The sequence below is a fragment of the Pseudogemmobacter blasticus genome (genome assembly GCF_003071405.1).
GTDB lineage: Bacteria > Pseudomonadota > Alphaproteobacteria > Rhodobacterales > Rhodobacteraceae > Pseudogemmobacter > Pseudogemmobacter blasticus.
The window spans coordinates 3,023,119-3,038,940 of record NZ_CP020470.1; the positions used below are offsets into that span (position 1 = coordinate 3,023,119).

The 15,822-nt window shown below is 66.7% G+C and carries 16 protein-coding genes; 12 read left to right on the forward strand and 4 right to left on the reverse strand.

Annotation, left to right across the window (positions count from 1 at the left end; translation table 11 throughout):
- Window positions 1-9: 9 nt before the first annotated feature.
- From B6K69_RS14750 to B6K69_RS14795, 10 genes are all read left to right on the forward strand, one after another.
- Window positions 10-1,149 carry an aromatic ring-hydroxylating oxygenase subunit alpha gene (locus B6K69_RS14750; RefSeq protein WP_108644332.1) on the forward strand — a complete coding sequence of 380 codons (1,140 nt, stop codon included), beginning with the start codon at window positions 10-12 and terminating at the stop codon, window positions 1,147-1,149.
- A complete protein-coding gene (locus B6K69_RS14755) occupies window positions 1,146-2,354 on the forward strand; it encodes an aromatic ring-hydroxylating oxygenase subunit alpha (protein WP_108644333.1) in 1,209 nt (402 codons plus the stop codon). The genes B6K69_RS14750 and B6K69_RS14755 overlap by 4 nt, the downstream gene beginning before the upstream one ends.
- Before the next feature lie 65 nt (window positions 2,355-2,419).
- Entirely contained in the window at window positions 2,420-3,523 is a 1,104-nt protein-coding gene (locus B6K69_RS14760; RefSeq protein WP_108644334.1) for a polyamine ABC transporter substrate-binding protein, read from the forward strand.
- 4 nt (window positions 3,524-3,527) lie between these two features.
- Complete coding sequence (locus B6K69_RS14765) at window positions 3,528-4,631, forward strand: ABC transporter ATP-binding protein (RefSeq protein WP_108644335.1); 1,104 nt, start codon at window positions 3,528-3,530, stop codon at window positions 4,629-4,631.
- A 4-nt stretch (window positions 4,632-4,635) separates the two neighbouring features.
- Window positions 4,636-5,559, forward strand: a complete 924-nt coding sequence (locus B6K69_RS14770) for an ABC transporter permease (protein ID WP_108644336.1) — start codon at window positions 4,636-4,638, stop codon at window positions 5,557-5,559.
- The gene (locus tag B6K69_RS14775) at window positions 5,556-6,395 is read left to right on the forward strand and encodes an ABC transporter permease subunit (RefSeq protein WP_108644337.1); all 840 of its coding nucleotides are present in this window, start codon (window positions 5,556-5,558) and stop codon (window positions 6,393-6,395) included. Before B6K69_RS14770 ends, B6K69_RS14775 begins: the two co-directional genes overlap by 4 nt.
- A complete protein-coding gene (locus B6K69_RS14780) occupies window positions 6,392-7,243 on the forward strand; it encodes a dimethylsulfonioproprionate lyase family protein (RefSeq protein WP_108644338.1) in 852 nt (283 codons plus the stop codon). Before B6K69_RS14775 ends, B6K69_RS14780 begins: the two co-directional genes overlap by 4 nt.
- Window positions 7,236-8,858, forward strand: a complete 1,623-nt coding sequence (locus tag B6K69_RS14785) for an amidohydrolase (protein ID WP_108644339.1) — start codon at window positions 7,236-7,238, stop codon at window positions 8,856-8,858. The genes B6K69_RS14780 and B6K69_RS14785 overlap by 8 nt, the downstream gene beginning before the upstream one ends.
- The gene (locus B6K69_RS14790; RefSeq protein ID WP_228156750.1) at window positions 8,855-9,565 is read left to right on the forward strand and encodes a class I SAM-dependent methyltransferase; all 711 of its coding nucleotides are present in this window, start codon (window positions 8,855-8,857) and stop codon (window positions 9,563-9,565) included. Before B6K69_RS14785 ends, B6K69_RS14790 begins: the two co-directional genes overlap by 4 nt.
- 173 nt (window positions 9,566-9,738) lie before the next feature.
- A complete protein-coding gene (locus B6K69_RS14795) occupies window positions 9,739-9,918 on the forward strand; it encodes a CTP synthetase (RefSeq protein ID WP_108644340.1) in 180 nt (59 codons plus the stop codon).
- Between the two features lie 9 nt (window positions 9,919-9,927).
- Here the strand turns inward: B6K69_RS14795 and B6K69_RS14800 are convergent, their stop codons facing one another.
- Window positions 9,928-10,701 (reverse strand): alpha/beta fold hydrolase, encoded by a 774-nt coding sequence (locus B6K69_RS14800; protein ID WP_108644341.1) that lies wholly within the window; start codon window positions 10,699-10,701, stop codon window positions 9,928-9,930.
- A 102-nt stretch (window positions 10,702-10,803) separates the two neighbouring features.
- On the opposite strand from B6K69_RS14800, the gene B6K69_RS14805 reads away from it, so the two are divergent.
- Entirely contained in the window at window positions 10,804-11,163 is a 360-nt protein-coding gene (locus tag B6K69_RS14805; protein WP_107674172.1) for a hypothetical protein, read from the forward strand.
- On the opposite strand, the gene B6K69_RS14810 is transcribed toward B6K69_RS14805, so the two are convergent.
- Together B6K69_RS14810 and glyA are read right to left on the reverse strand one after the other, a co-directional pair.
- The gene (locus tag B6K69_RS14810) at window positions 11,136-12,008 is read right to left on the reverse strand and encodes a DUF817 domain-containing protein (protein ID WP_228156751.1); all 873 of its coding nucleotides are present in this window, start codon (window positions 12,006-12,008) and stop codon (window positions 11,136-11,138) included. The two genes, B6K69_RS14805 and B6K69_RS14810, sit on opposite strands and share 28 nt — an antisense overlap.
- A 66-nt stretch (window positions 12,009-12,074) precedes the next feature.
- Entirely contained in the window at window positions 12,075-13,370 is a 1,296-nt protein-coding gene (gene glyA / locus B6K69_RS14815; protein WP_108644342.1) for a serine hydroxymethyltransferase, read from the reverse strand.
- 184 nt (window positions 13,371-13,554) lie between these two features.
- Here glyA and B6K69_RS14820 point away from each other — a divergent pair, with 184 nt between their 5' ends.
- Window positions 13,555-14,319, forward strand: a complete 765-nt coding sequence (locus B6K69_RS14820) for an NAD kinase (protein ID WP_108644343.1) — start codon at window positions 13,555-13,557, stop codon at window positions 14,317-14,319.
- 7 nt (window positions 14,320-14,326) lie between these two features.
- Here the strand turns inward: B6K69_RS14820 and B6K69_RS14825 are convergent, their stop codons facing one another.
- Window positions 14,327-15,754 (reverse strand): sigma-54-dependent transcriptional regulator, encoded by a 1,428-nt coding sequence (locus B6K69_RS14825; protein WP_108644344.1) that lies wholly within the window; start codon window positions 15,752-15,754, stop codon window positions 14,327-14,329.
- Between the last annotated feature and the right edge of the window lie 68 nt (window positions 15,755-15,822).

Sequence of the window (15,822 nt, forward strand, 5' to 3'; positions counted from 1 at the left end):
GGGGAAGGCATGGACGACAAACGCCACCCGCTGTCTCCGCGCCTTGATCATTGCCCCGAGGGGCTGCCGCGTGCGGCCTATCTGGCGCAGGACTGGTATGATCGCGAAATGGCCACGCTGTTCGCCCGGCAATGGGTTTGCGTGGGCCGGCTTGCCGATTTCGCACCGGGCACGATGCGGCGGGCCAGTGTCGGTGCGGCGCCGGTCGTGGTGGCGCGCGGCGCCGGGGGCGAAGTCTCGGTCTGGCACAATTCCTGCCCGCATCGCGGATCGGAACTGTGCCGCGGCGAAGAGGAACCCCTGGGCAAGCTGATCCGCTGCCCCTACCACGCCTGGTCGTTTGCTGCGGGTGACGGGCGGCTGGTGTCCACCGCCCATGCCGTGCCGACCGCGGATTTCGACCGTTCCGCGCACGGGCTGCGGCCGGTGGCGCATCGGCTGTGGAACGGCTTTCTGTTCCTGAACCTGTCGGTCGATCCGGGCGGGATCGGGTCCGATGTCGGGCTGGCAACGCTGGACAACTGGCCGATGGACGGGCTGGTCACCGGCCACCGCTGGGAAACCGATCTGGTCTGTAACTGGAAATCCTTCTGGGAAAACTACTCGGAATGTCTGCACTGCCCGGGCATCCACCCCGAACTGTGCGACATGGTGCCGATCTATGGCAGCGGCATCATGGGGGCGTCCGAAGCCTTGGGCTGGACGCCCGATCAGCCCGCGCCGCGCGCCCTGAAACCCGGCGCCGAAAGCTGGACCATGACCGGCGCCCCCTGCGGCCCGGCCTTCCCCGGCCTGACCGCCGCCGAGAGGGACGCGGGCTACAGCTTCGTCACGCTCTGGCCCTCGGTCTATGTGGTGGCGCATGTGGATTACGTCCGCTCGGTCCGGCTGGTGCCGCTGGGGCCGGAACGCACCCGGCTGATTGCCGAATGGCATTTCGCTCCCGAAACGCTGGCCCAGCCCGGTTTTGACCCTGCCGCCGTGGCGGCCTTCGCCAAGATCGTGATGGAGCAGGACGGGGCTGCGTCCGAGATGAACCAGCGCGGTATGCGCTCACCCGCGTTCCGTGCGGCGCGGCTGATGCCCGAGGAATACGAGATCCACCGCTTTCACCAATGGGTGCTGCGCCAGATGGAGGACCGGCCATGACCGAGATGCCGTTCAAATCACTGCCCATCCCGAACGACTGGGACAGGTCCGGTCTGCCGGCCTGGACCTACCATTCGCAGGCGGTCTTCGATCTGGAGCGGGAAAATGTCTTCCTGAACCACTGGCAGGTGGCCGGCCATGTGAACGACATTCCCGCCCCCGGCGACTGGCTGGCGTTTGATCTGCTGGGCGAACGCGCGGTGGTGATGCGCGGGCTGGATGGCGTGGTGCGGGCGTTCCACAACCTTTGCCGCCATCGCGGCGCGCGGGTGGTGGATGGCGTGCAGGGCCATTGCCGTGGCGCGGTGGTCTGCCCGTTCCATGGCTGGGTCTATAACCTGGACGGCAGCCTGCGCGGCGCGGCCCAGCCCACCAGTTTCGGCGGCATCGACCGTGCCCGTTTCGGGTTGAAACCGATCGAGGCCGAGGTGTTCCACGGCTTCATCTTCCTGCGCTTCCACCCCGGCCCGCAGGCTCCGGTGGCCACGCTGCTGGCCCCGTATGAGGCCGATTTCGCGGCTTATGCGGTGGCCGACCTGCTGCCGGTGGACAGCCCGCGCTGGTACACCGACCTGCCGGTGAACTGGAAATCGGTGCGCGATGTGGACAACGAGGGCTATCATGTTCCGCTGGCGCACCCCGGCCTGCAGGAACTGTATGGCCGCGACTATCGCGACCTCTATCTTGACGATGGTCTGCATGTCTCGGTTGGCTATTTCGGTGACAAGCCGGGGCGGGGCTGGTCGGTGCGGCATTATGTGAAACACGCCCCCGACCGGCCCGGCCTGCCGCCGCATCTGCGCCGCGCCTGGACCTATTACGGGATCTTCCCGTCCACCGTCTTTGCCTTCACGCCCGAAGGGGCGCAGTTCTACCATGACCTGCCGATCAGCCCCGGCCAGACCCGGCTGACCGGGCGCACCTATCGTTGGCCCGAGGAAAGCCGGCAGGTGCGGCTGGCCCGCTATCTGGCAGCGCGGATCGACCGCGACACCTCGGTCGAGGACCAGCAACTGACGATCTGGTCGAACGAATCGATGAAGTCTTCGGCCTTCGACGGGTTCTACCTTTCCGACCACGAATATGGCCTGCGCCGCCACCATGACCGGCTGCGCGGTCTGGTGCCGGTGATGCAGCTTGCGACGGCCCCGGCCGAGGCGGAAGTGATCGCCCGGAACAAGGAAATGCTTGGCAGACGCCGATAATGCGACAAACCTGAAGACCATAAGCGCCCCGGCAAAAGTGGCGCGACCACAGCGGAGGAAGACCCATGCGACTGACCCGTCGATCCACCCTTGCCACGCTGACCGGCGCGCTGGCGCTGCCCTATGTGCGCCCGTCCTGGGCGCAGGCGGGCACGGTGAACGTTTACAACTGGTCGGACTATATCGGTGAAACCACCATTGCCGATTTCGAGGCCGAAACGGGGATCGGCGTGGTCTATGACCTTTACGCCAGTTCCGAGGAAGCGCAGGCCAAGATGCTGGCCGGCAGTTCCGGTTATGATGTGGTGCTTCATTCCGGCATGTCGCTGGCCCGTTTCGTGCAGGCGGGGGTGTTCCAGAAACTGGACCGCGCCAAACTGACCGGCTGGGGCAACCTGGATACCAACATCCTGAAGGTGGTCGAGGGCTTCGATCCGGGCAACCAGTATGGCGTGCCCTATATGTGGGGCTCGGTCGGGATGACCTACAATCTGACGATGGTGAAGGAGCGGCTGCCCGATGCCGATCTGGAATCGCTCGACACCATCCTGCGGCCCGAGAATGCGGCAAAACTGGCCGATTGCGGGCTGTCGATCCTGGACAGCCCCACCGATGCCGGTTTCATGATCCTCAAGTATCTGGGCATCGACCCCGATACCGCCGGTGAAGCCGAATACAAGAAACTGGCCGAAGCGATGGCGCTGATCCGGCCCTACATCGCGACCTTCGACAATACCAACTACCTGACAACGCTGCCCAATCAGGAGGTCTGCGCCGTCAATACCTGGTCGGGGGATTACGCCGTGGCCAAGGCCCGTGCCGCCGAGGCCGGGATTGACATCGACCTTGCCTATTTCGTGCCCAAGACCGGCGCCCCGGCCTGGTTCGACCTGTGGTGCCTTCCGTCGGACGCGCCCAACGTGGACAATGCCTATCGCTTCATCGACTATCTGCTTCGGCCCGAAGTGATTGCCGCCTGCACCAACTTTACCGGCTATGCCAATGCCAACAGCGCGGCCACGGCCTTTGTCGACCCTGCCATCGCCGCCGATCCGGCGATCTATCCTGACGATACGGTGATGTCGCGGCTTTACACCCCCAAGGCCCAGACCGATGCGCAGGAAGAGCAGATGACGCGCATCTGGACCACGATCAAGACGGGCGGCTGACCAGATGTCCGCCCCGGACGAGCCCTTCCTGCGCATCGAAGGGGTCTCGAAGTCTTTCGGCACGTTTCAGGCGGTGCGCGATGTGTCGTTGACGGTGGCCAAGGGCGAGATCTTCTCGCTTCTCGGGGGGTCTGGCTGCGGCAAGACCACGCTTCTGCGGATGCTGGCCGGGTTCGAGGAACCAACCTCCGGCCGCATCTTCCTGGATGGGCGCGATATGGCGGGTGTGCCGCCCTGGTCGCGGCCCGTCCATATGATGTTTCAAAGCTATGCGCTGTTCCCGCATATGAGTGTGGAGAAGAACATCGCCTATGGCCTGAAGCACGAAGCCATGACCAAGGCGCAGCGCGATGACCGGGTGCGCGAGATGCTGGATCTTGTGCAGCTTGCGCAGTTCGCCGCGCGCAAGCCGCATCAGATTTCCGGCGGGCAGAGGCAAAGGGTGGCGCTGGCGCGCGCTCTGGCGCGTCAGCCGAAACTTCTGTTGCTGGACGAACCGCTGGCGGCGCTGGACAAGAAGCTGCGCGAACATACCCAGTTCGAACTGATGAGCATTCAGGCCCGCACCGGGGTGACCTTCATCGTCGTGACCCATGATCAGGAAGAGGCGATGACCCTGTCGGATCGCATCGCGGTGATGGATCGCGGCCGGGTCATGCAGGTGGGCAGCGCGACCGAGATCTACGAATTTCCCAACAGCCGCTTCGTGGCCGGCTTCATCGGTTCGATCACTTCGTTCGAGGCGCAGGTGACGGGGCGCGAAGGCGGGCAGGTGGTGCTGGACGTGCCGGCGCTTGGCGGCCGCGTTCTGGCGCGCGACGTGCCCGGCGTGGTGGAGGGGCAAGCAGTCACGCTGGCCCTGCGGCCCGAAAAGCTGCGCATCTCGAAGGACCGGCCCGAAACGGGCAATGCGGTGGAAGGCATGGTCAAGGATCTGGCCTATTTCGGGAAGGACAGCCTGTATCGCATCGCCTTGCCCTCGGGCGCGCTGGTGTCGGCCCATGCTGTGAACGCGCGGCGCGGGGATGAGGCGACGCGCGTCGCCGATTGGGATGACCGGGTCTGGCTGTCCTTCGACCCCGCCGCCGCCATCGTGCTGACGGAGTAGCGCCATGGCAAACCCGTCCCGCCTGTCACGCTGGTTCGACCGCAGGGGGTGGTCTGACATCATCATCGGCGCGCCCTATGTCTGGCTGGTGGTGCTGTTCCTGCTGCCCTTCCTGATCGTGGTGGCGATCAGTGTCGCCACCAAGACACCCACCGCGCCGCCCTTCAGTTTCGGCGGCGAGCATCCGCTGGTGAACCTGCAAGGCTATCAGCGGCTGCTGCATGACACGCTCTATCTGCGGGCCTTCCTGACCTCGCTGGTCAATGCGGGCGTGGCCATGGTGCTGTGCCTGTTGCTGGGCTATCCGATGGCGCTTGCGCTGACTCGGGTCTCGCGGTCGTGGCGCAACATCCTGCTGATGCTGGTGATCCTGCCGTTCTGGACCTCGTTCCTGCTGCGCGTCTATGCGTGGATGGGGCTGATGGGCAAGAACAGTTGGTTCAACACCCTGCTGACCGATGCCTGGAACTGGGTGGTTCCGGTCGATTGGGCGGTGAAGTCGATCCCGATGATGCACACGAATTTCGCCGTGGTGCTGGTCATGGTCTATACCTACCTGCCCTTCATGATCCTGCCGCTTTACGCCAGCCTTGAACGGCTGGACCCGACGCTGGACGAGGCGGCGCTGGATCTGGGGTCGCGCCCGTCGCGGGTGTTCCTGGACGTGACGCTGCCGCAAAGTGTGCCGGGCATCATTGCCGGCGGGCTGCTGGTGTTCATCCCGGCGGCGGGGGAACTGGTGATCCCCTCGCTGGTGGGCAATGCCGCCTCGCCGATGATCGGGCGGGTCATTTCGGACGAATTCTCCTCGGCCCGCGATTGGCCGATGGCCTCGTCCGTGGCGGTGGCGCTGCTGTTGCTGATGGTGGTGCCGATGATGCTTTACAGCCATTATCAGGCGAAAGCGGAAGGGGAGGCCGGCAAATGAAACGTCGCCCCGTCTTCCTGCTGACCGTCCTGTGCTTCGGCTTTGCCTTCTTCTATGTGCCGATCTTGTCGATGATGGTCTATTCCTTCAACGAATCCCGGCTGGCAACGGTCTGGGGCGGGTTCTCGACCAAGTGGTATGTGTCGCTGTTCTCGAACCGGCAGGTGATCGCGGCGCTGATGCTGTCGCTGAAGATCGCGCTGGTCTCGGCCACCATCGCCACCATCCTGGGCACCATGGCCGGCATTGCGCTGGCCCGGTTCACCAAGTTCCGCGGCCGGGTGCTGTTTTCGGGGCTGGTCACCGCGCCGCTGATCATGCCCGAGGTGATTACCGGCATTTCGTCGCTGATGTTCTTCATCCTGCTGGCCGACTGGATCGGCTGGCCGGGAAGCCGTGGCTTCACCACCATCACGCTGGCCCATATCACCTTTTCCATGGTCTTCGTGACAACCGTGGTTCAGGCACGGATGAGCCAGGCCGACCGCGCCATCGAAGAGGCGGCGATGGACCTTGGATCGCGCCCCTGGCAGGTGCTGTTCGACGTGACGCTGCCGGTGATCTCGCCCGCCATCCTGTCGGGCTGGCTTCTGGCTTTCACCATCTCGCTTGATGACGTGGTCATCACCTCGTTCACCACGGGGCCGGGGTCCACCACGCTGCCGCTTTTGATCTGGTCCAAGGTCAAGCTGGGGGTGACGCCCGACATCAACGCGCTGGCGACGCTGACGGTGCTGATCGTCGGCATCGGGGTGGCGATTGCCGGCTTTGTCATGAACCGGGCCGATGCGCGGCGCGATGCCGATGCGCGGCTGGCCTATCAGGCCAACAAATGACCGGGTTGTTCGGTATTCCACTGGGGGTGCCGGGGGCAGGCCGTGCCCGCTATGCCCGTGCCATGGCGGCCTTTCAGGCGGGCAAGCTGTCGGCGGCCCAGCTTGAAGCCTATCGCACCGCCGCCGCCTTTGACGGGCAGGGCCCGGCGGCGGTGCTGGCCGAACGCGGGCTGCCGGTGCCGGCAGAGGCCGCCTCCGACCCGCCCGCCCTGATCCGCGCGCTGGTCGAGGAGGCCGATCTGTATCTGGCCGGCCTGCCCGGCCCCGGCGTGGCCGAGGTGCGGGCCGGGTTGGCCCGCTGGCGCGACGGGCCGGTGACGCCGGCCCCGCAGGCCGCGAACGCGGTGCTGGATGCCCACCTTCCCGCCGCGCTTGCCGCGCTGGCCGCCACGCATCCCGGCCTTGCCGCCGCCATTGCCGCCGCCCGGCCGCATCTGCACTGGATCACCTATGACGGCTATGATCGCGCCGCCATTGGCGAAGGCTTTGCCGCTGGCCATGCCTATGCCTCGATCTTCGGGGAGGAGGCGGCGATTCCGGCGCGCGACTTCGACTTCGGCCTGTTCCTGATCGCGCCGCATGTGCTGTACCGCGACCACGCCCATGCCGCGCCCGAACTTTACGCACCGCTGACCGGCCCGCATGGCTGGCGCTTTGGTCCCGACCGGCCGCTGGTGGTGAAGCCCGCGCATCGGCCGGTGTGGAACCCCGCCCACCGGCCGCATCTGACCAAGGTCGGCCCCGTTCCGTTCCTGTGCCTCTTCGGTTGGACCCGCGACGTGGCCGAGGTGGCGCGTGTGATCCCCGCCGCCGACTGGCCGATGCTTGAGGCGTTGCGCCTTGGTTGACACCCTGATCCACAACGCCCGCATCCGCACCATGGACCCGGCCCGCCCGACGGCGGACTGGCTGCTGATCCGCGATGACAGGATCGCCGCGCTTGGCACCGGCCCGGCGCCCGGTGCCGACCGCCGGATCGACGCGGGCGGGCGGCTGGTGCTGCCGGGGTTTCAGGATGCGCATATCCATCTGCTTTCTGGCGGCACGGATCTGGCGACCGCCGTGCCGCTGTATGAGGTGGCGGATGAGGCGGGCCTGCTGGCGGCGGTGGCCGCCCATGCCACGGCCCGGCCCGACCTGCCGCTGGTGATCGGGGCCGGCTGGCAACCGGGGGTCTTCGGTGACGACAATCTGACGGCGGCCGTGATCGACCGCGCAGTCGCAGACCGGCCGGCGATCCTGTATGACAGCAGTTTCCACAATGCCTGCCTGAACAGCCGGGCGCTGGACCTGGCCGGGATCACCAACGACACGCTCGATCCGCCGAATGGCCATATCGTCCGCGATGAGGCCGGTCGTGCCACCGGGATGCTGCATGAAGAGGTGATCCCCTGGGTGCTGGAGCGTCTGCCCGACCTGAGCGACGATCACCGGATGCGGGGCCTGATCGCCGGGCAGGCGATGGCCAATGCGCATGGCATCACCGGCGTCCTTGACCCGCGCATCACCGATCTTGAGGCGCGGATCTATGCCCGCGCGCAGGCCGAGGGGCGGCTGACGCTGCGGGTGGCCGGGGCCGCGCTGGTGACCGAGGCGGATACGGCGGAAACCGCCGTTGCACGGCTGACCGCGCTGCGCGCCGCCCATCCGGGGCCGGAGTTCCACGTCCAGTCCGCCAAGTTCTTCATGGACGGCGTGTTCGAGAACCGTACCGCCGCGCTGCTGGCGCCCTATGCCGATGCCCCGGGCGGCAATGCGCCCTGCATGTTCGGCCCTGAGCAAACGAAAACCCTTTTCACCGCGCTGGATGTCGCCCGGTTTGCCATTCATGTTCATGTGATCGGCGATGCTGCCGCCCGCCGCGCGATCGAGGGGCTTGAGGCCGCCCGCGCCGCCAATGGCCCCTGGCCCGCCGCGCATCAACTGACGCATCTTCAGCTTCTGGACGCGGGCGACATTGCCCGCCTGGCCCTGGCCGGGGCCACCGCGAACATCCAGCCGCTGTGGGCCCGGCTGGACCCGCTGATCCCCGACATCGCGCTGGACATGATCGGCCCCGCGCGCCGCGCGCAGACCTATGCCTTTCGCAGACTGCTGGCGGCGGGCACCGACTGGTGCCTGTCGTCGGACTGGCCGGTCAGCACGCTGAACCCGTTCGAGATCATCGAAACCGCCGTCACCCGGCAGGCCCGCCGCGCCGAGGGCCCGCGCGCGGCGTTCCTGCCCGAACAGGCGCTGACGGTAGAGGAAGCGGTTCTGGGCTATACCGCCCATGCCGCCCGTGCCTGCTGGCGGGGTGACACCACCGGCATCCTGCGGCCGGGGTTTTCGGCCGATGTGATCGTGCTGGATCAGGACATCTTCTCCTGCCCGCCCGATGTCCTTTCCGACACGCAGGTTCTGCTGACGCTGTTCAAGGGCCGCGCCGTCCATGCCGTCGGCCCGTTCGGGGGGATTGCATGAGCGAAGACCACTACCCGCCGCAGATGATTGCGATGCTCGAAGCCATCTGGGGCGAGGGGTTTCTGTCGCCCGGCGGGGCCGAGGAGGTGGGGCGCGTGATCGGTGGCCATGATTTGACCGGCTGCGCGGTGCTGGACATCGGCTGCGGGGCAGGGGGCATCGACATTGCGCTGGTGGCCCGCCACGGCGCCGGTTTCGTGACCGGGATCGACGTGGAAGACCCGGTGCTGACCCATGCCCGCGGGCTGGTTGCCAAGGCGGGGCTGTCCGACCGCATCGGTCTGGTCAAGGTTTCCCCCGGCCCGCTGCCGTTTCCGCCCGGCACCTTTGACGTGGTGTTTTCCAAGGATTCCATCATCCACATCCCCGACAAGCACGCCCTGATGGCCGAGGTGTTCCGGGTGCTGCGGCCGGGCGGGTGGTTCCTTGCCTCGGACTGGCTGATCGGGACCGAGACGATTTCACCGCGCATGGCCGAATACACTGCCGCCGAGGGGCTGGATTTCGGCATGCCACCCCGGCCCGCTATCATCAGGCGATGCAGGCGGCGGGGTTCGAGGCGATCGAGACCCGGTCGCGCAATGCCTGGTATCGCGAACAGGCGCGGGTGGAACTGGCGCGGCTGGAAGGCGAAGCCGGGCGCGCGGCGGCGGCCGTGGTGGGGGCCGGGTTCGTACAGAAGAACATCGGCATCTGGCAGCGGATGATCCCGGTGCTGGACAGCGGCGAACATTGCCCCACCCATCTGGCCGCCCGGAAACCGGGCGCAGCACGATAAATATAAGTATTCAAAAATAATGATTTATCTTGACTCAGGTCAAGGTAAACCCGCAGCAAAGATGCAGGATCAGGCCCGACGCGACGTTTGTGGAGGGTTCCAATGCGCCTGTTCTTCCTGCTTTTCCCGGTCATCGGCACCACGCTGGCCGGCATCGGCATGGTTGTGGCCCTGACCGCGGGTCTGGACACGACCAAGCCCATTGTCCTGTCCGCGGCCATCGGGGCGGTGGTCGGTCTGGTGGTTACCTGGATGGTGGCCCGCAAGCTGGCTGCGAACTGAGGCCCGGCCTCAGGCGTTCAGGAACACGCGGACGGTTTCCTCGAATTCGCGGGGCTTGTTGGCGTGCAGCCAGTGCCCGGCCCCCGCGATCCTGGCAAAGCGCGCCTTGGGGAACAGGGCGCGGATCGGTTCGCGGTGTTCGGGCCGGACATAGCTGCTGTCGCCCCCGGTCAGGAACAGGGCCGGGCCGTCGAACTGGCCGGTCGTGCCGGGCCAGCCAACGATGTTGGGCATCTCGGCCTCAAGCACGTCAAGGTTCAGCCGCCAGCGCGGCCCGCCTTCGGCCTTGAGGTCCAGCGATTGCAGGAAGAATGCCCGCAGGCCCGGATCATCCACGGTTTCGGCAAGGCGGCGGTCCGCCTCGCTCCGCGCGACAAGGCCGGTCAGGTCCAGCGCGCGCATGGCCCGGGCATAGCGGCTTTGATCGTGGTCATAGGCCACCGGGGCGATGTCCGCCGCCACCAGCCGGCGGATCAGCCCGCCTTGCGTCAGCGCCAGTTGCATCGCCGCCTTGCCGCCCATGGAATGGCCCAGCAGATCGGCCTTGCCGCCCAGGCTGCGGATCACCTCGGCCAGATCCTGTGCCATCTCCGGGTAGCGGTGAACCGGCATCCAGGGGCTGTTGCCGTGGTTGCGCATGTCAACCGCGATCACGTCACGCACATCGGCCAGCCGGCGCGCGATGACGCCCCAGTTGCGGCCGGTGCCATAAAGACCGTGGGCAATCACCAGCGGCAGGGCGTCGGTGGGGGTGGCGGCGGGGTGGTGGATCAGGGCAAGCATGGGATTGTGCATAGCGAAACGATCTGTGCGCGGCCAGAGCCGTTGCCGCGCCGCCTTGGCTGGTGGATACTGCGCGCAACGAAGGGCGGCAGGTAAGGCAGGATGGGTGCGGTAACGATCACGCAGATGGCGGGCCGTGTGGCGGCGCTGATGGAAGAACGGCTGGGCATCCCCGGCGAGGGGCTTGAGGCAAAGCTGCAACGCGGCGGCCGTCGCCTGACGCCGAAAGTGCGCGAGGCGGCGCAAGCTTTGGCCATGGCTGCGCAGAAGGCCCAGAACCCCAAGCTGTTGCTGCAGGTGGATGAAGGGCAGGTGGCGCAGGATTATGACACCTGCGTCCGGCATCTGACGCGGCTGCCGCCGCATCGCGCCACCCTGTCGGTGGCCGCCTCGGTCACCATTTCGCTGCTGGCCGTTGCCACGGGCGTTGTCGCCTATCTGGCCTGGCGCGGATACCTCTGAACCGGCTGCCCCGCCGGATAAAGCGCTGACCGCAGCACCAGCGTCACCGAGACGAAGGCCACATAAAGCAGCAGATACCAGGACCCCAGCTTGGCGAAGCTGACCCATTGATCAGGGTTCTGCCCGCCGTAAAGCCAGGTTCCGGTGCGGGTGCCCACGTTCTCGGCCACCCAAAGCGCCCCGCTGGACAGCAGGGCCGCCAGCGGCAGCGGCATCCACCAGTCATGGTCATGGATGCGGAACCAGATCCGGGTGCGGCCATAGATCAGCACGGTTGCCGCAAACAGCGCGACACGGATGTCGGGCAGAAAGTGGTGGGCAAAGAAGTTGACATAGATCGTCGCCGCCAGAACCAGCGTCATCCAGAACGGCGGATAGGGGGCAAAGCGCATGTCGAAGATGCGGATCACCCGGGCCATGTAGCTGCCGACGCTGGCATACATGAAGCCGGAAAACAGCGGCACGCCCATCAGCTTGAACAGGCCGGGTTCGGGGTAGGCCCAGCTTCCGGCGCTGACCTTGAACCATTCCATCGCGGTGCCGGTCAGGTGGAACAGCGCGATCACCCGCGCTTCCTCCCAGGTTTCCAGCTTTTTCCATAGGAACAGCGCCTGCGTGGCGATGGCGAACAGGAAGAGCGCATCATAGCGGTGCAGGGGCCAGTCGGCCTGCCAGATGGCCTTGGACAGCAGGATTGCGCCCAGCAGCAGCCCGCCGAACAGGCAGGCCCACCCCTGCTTCAGCACGAACATCGCCAGTTCGGCCAGCCCATAGGGCAGGCGGGCGCGGGCCCAATCGCCCATGCGGCGTTCAAGACTGCGGGTTTCGGGCTGGGGGGCGGACATCAGGCACACCGCAAACAAAAGGACGCGCACCCGATGGGCGCGCGTCCCGATCCTGTCAAGCCCGGCTCAGAGGCCCGGATACAGCGGGAAGGCCTTGCACAGCGCCTCGACCTCGGCCTTCACCTTGGCCTCGACCGCGCCATTCCCGGCCTCGCCATGGGCGGCCAGCCCGTCCACCACCTCGACGATCCAGCGCGCGATCTGGCGGAATTCGGCCTCGCCGAAGCCGCGCGTGGTACCGGCGGGGCTGCCAAGGCGGATACCGCTGGTCACGAAGGGTTTTTCCGGGTCGAACGGCACGCCGTTCTTGTTGCAGGTCAGATGGGCGCGGCCAAGGGCGGCCTCGGTTGCCTTGCCTGTCACCTTCTTCGGGCGCAGGTCGGCCAGACACAGGTGGTTGTCGGTGCCGCCCGACACGATGTCGATGCCGCCCTTCATCAGCTCATCCGCCATGGCGGCCGCATTGGCCTTGACCTGCGCGGCATAGGCCTTGAACTCGGGGCGCAGCGCCTCGCCGAAGGCCACGGCCTTGGCGGCGATGACATGCATCAGCGGCCCGCCCTGAAGGCCGGGGAAAACGGCCGAGTTGATCTTCTTGGCAATGTCCTCGTCGTTGCACAGGATCATGCCGCCGCGCGGCCCGCGCAGCGATTTGTGCGTGGTCGTGGTCACAACATGCGCATGGGGAATGGGCGAGGCGTGGACGCCACCGGCCACCAGACCCGCGATATGGGCCATGTCCACATGCAGGTAGGCGCCCACTTCATCGGCGATGGCGCGGAAGGCCGCCCAGTCCCATTCGCGGCTGTAGGCGGTGCCGCCGGCCAGAATCAGCTTCGGCCGGTGCTCCAGCGCCTTGGCGCGCACGTCGTCCATGTCCAGGCGCTGATCCTGCTGGCGCACGCCATAGCTGATCACGTTGAACCACTTGCCCGACATGTTGACCGGCGAACCATGCGTCAGGTGCCCGCCCGAGTTCAGGTCCAGCCCCATGAAGGTATCGCCCGGCTTCAGCAGCGCCAGGAATACCGCCTGGTTCATCTGGCTGCCCGAGTTCGGCTGCACGTTGGCAAAGTTGCAGCCGAACAGCTTTTTCGCCCGTTCGATGGCCAGCGTCTCGGCCACGTCCACGAACTGGCAGCCGCCATAGTAGCGTTTGCCGGGGTAGCCTTCGGCATATTTGTTGGTCAGGACCGACCCCTGCGCCTGCAACACGGCCAGGCTGACGATGTTCTCGCTGGCGATGAGTTCGATCTCATGGCGTTGCCGGCCCAGCTCATCGGTGATCGAGCCGAAAAGCTCGGGGTCACGGCTGGACAGGGGTTCGGTGAAAAAGCCGGTGTCGCGGTGCGAGGCGGTCATGCGCGTCTCCGTATCTGGGATGGGGCGGGTTGTCGGGGGTTGTAGTGCAGCAGGGCGCCTCGGAAAAGGCCGGAAACGACGGGTCAAGAGGTCGCGGCGAAATCGCCGCTGTCCGGCTGCGGGCCGTCAGGGGTTGAGTTTGCCCCGCCCGCCCGCCAAGGTGTGCCCGCAAAGGGAGGGGTGCATGTCCGGTCGCATCAGGTTCACGGCCTCGCGGGCGCCGGCGGCGGCAGAAGCCTTCGCCCGGCTGACCGCGCTTTATGGGCAGGCCGATGCGCGCAAGGCCGATGTGGTGGTGGCGCTTGGCGGTGACGGGTTCATGCTGCACACCCTGCACGCCAGCACCGCGCGCGACCTGCCGGTCTATGGCATGAATTGCGGCACCATCGGCTTTCTTATGAACGCCTATTCCGTTGAAGCCTTGCCCGAACGGCTGGCTGCGGCAGAGGAGGCGGTGCTGAACCCGCTGTCGATGCGGGCCGGAAATGCCCGTGGCAAGGTGTCCGAGGCGCTGGCGATCAACGAAGTCTCGCTTCTGCGGCAGGGTCCGCAAGCGGCCAAGCTCAAGATCACCATAGATGGCCGCGAGCGGCTTGAGGAACTGGTCTGCGACGGGGCGCTGGTGTCCACCCCGGCGGGGTCAACCGCTTACAACTATTCTGCCCATGGCCCGATCTTGCCCATCGGTTCGGACGTTCTGGCGCTGACCGCGATGGCCGCCTTCCGGCCGCGCCGCTGGCGCGGGGCGCTGCTGCCCAAGACAGCCGAAGTACGCTTCGACGTGATCGAGCCGGAAAAACGGCCGGTCATGGCCGATGCCGACAGCCGGTCCTCGGTGCGCGATGTGCTTTGGGTGAGCGTGCGCTCTGAACCCCACATCCGCCACCGGCTGCTGTTCGACCCCGGTCACGGGCTGGAAGAGCGCCTGCTGAACGAGCAGTTCGTCTGACAGCCGTTCAGCGCCGCTTCGCCCAGGCTTCAAGTTTGCGATACAGCGTGGACGGCGACACATCCAGTTCCCGCGCCGCCCGTGGCACCGAACCCTCATGCCGCGCCAACGCCGCCTCGACCGCCTGCCGTTCGATTTCGGCCAGCGTCTGCGGGCCTGTTGTGGGCAAGGCGGGGGGCTCGGGTTCGGGGCGGGCGGGTTCGAAATTCATCGCCGCCTGCACCATGGGGATCGGCAGCATGTCCGGGCGCAGCACGCCGCCATCGTTCAGCACCACCGCATTGCGCATCACGTTCAGCAACTGCCGCACGTTTCCGGGCCAGTCCTGCGCGATCAGCATCCGGCGCGTCTCGGCTGTCATCCCCTCGAACCGCTTGCCTTCCTCGGCGGCAAAGCGGGCCAGCGCGGCTTCGGCAATCTCGACCACATCGGTGCCCCGGTCGCGCAGCGGCGGCATATGCACGGGCACGACATACAGCCGATAGAACAGGTCTTCGCGGAACTGGCCGCGTCGAACCGCATCCAGCGGGTCGCGGTTCGTGGCGCAGACGATCCGCACATCCACCCGTCGCGGCTTGACCGCCCCCACCGGCTGGATGGTCGAGGTTTGCAGGAATCGCAGCAGCTTGGTCTGCAAGGGCAAGGCCATTTCGCAGACCTCGTCCAGAAACAGCGTGCCGCCATCGGCCGCCGCCGCCGCCCCCGGCTTGTCGGAAATCGCGCCGGTGAAGCTGCCCTTCACATGGCCGAACACCTCGCTTTCCAGCAGGTCTGGCGGGATCGCGCCGCAGTTCAGTGCGATAAAGGGTCCGTTCGCCCGCCCCGACCGCGCATGGACTGCAAGCGCCGCCAGTTCCTTGCCGGTGCCGCTTTCCCCGGTGATGAAGACCGTCGCCTGTGACCGGGCCACCGAGGCAATGATCCGATGCACCCGCTCCATCGCTTCGGATGACCCGATGAAGGCCGTGCGGTCGGTGGTGGCCGCCACCAGTTCACCTTCCCCGGCTGTCTGGCGCCGCCGGATCGGGGGCAGCCGGCCGCTGGTGCGGGCCGTTGCCTCTTCCGCGGCGGCCTGTGTGGCGGTTCGGAGCTGCGCTTCGTCAAAGGGCAGGGCCAGAACATCGAAGGCCCCCGCCCGCATGGCCGCCACCGCCTTGTCCACCGCTCCCGGTGGCGTCAGCGCCAGCACAACCAGCTCTGGCGCGGCGCGGAGAAAATCCGCCAGCAGCGCCAGCGGGTCGCCCTCGGGCATTGCCAGATCCATCAGCACGATCTGCGGTGACAGCGCGCGGAACAGGCGCAGGGCATCCGCAGGGGTGGGCGCGGCCTGCACATTGTGGCCTGCCGCCGCAAGCGTCGGCCGCAGCAAGGTCTGCGACAGGCCGCCTGCGCCGACGATCAGCACCATAAGCCTTTCGCGCCGTGCCGGGCTCATCCTGCCCGGCCTTCCGTCATGCCGCCGATCCACGCCGCCGTCATCGCTGCCCAAGCCCCCGGTTGTTC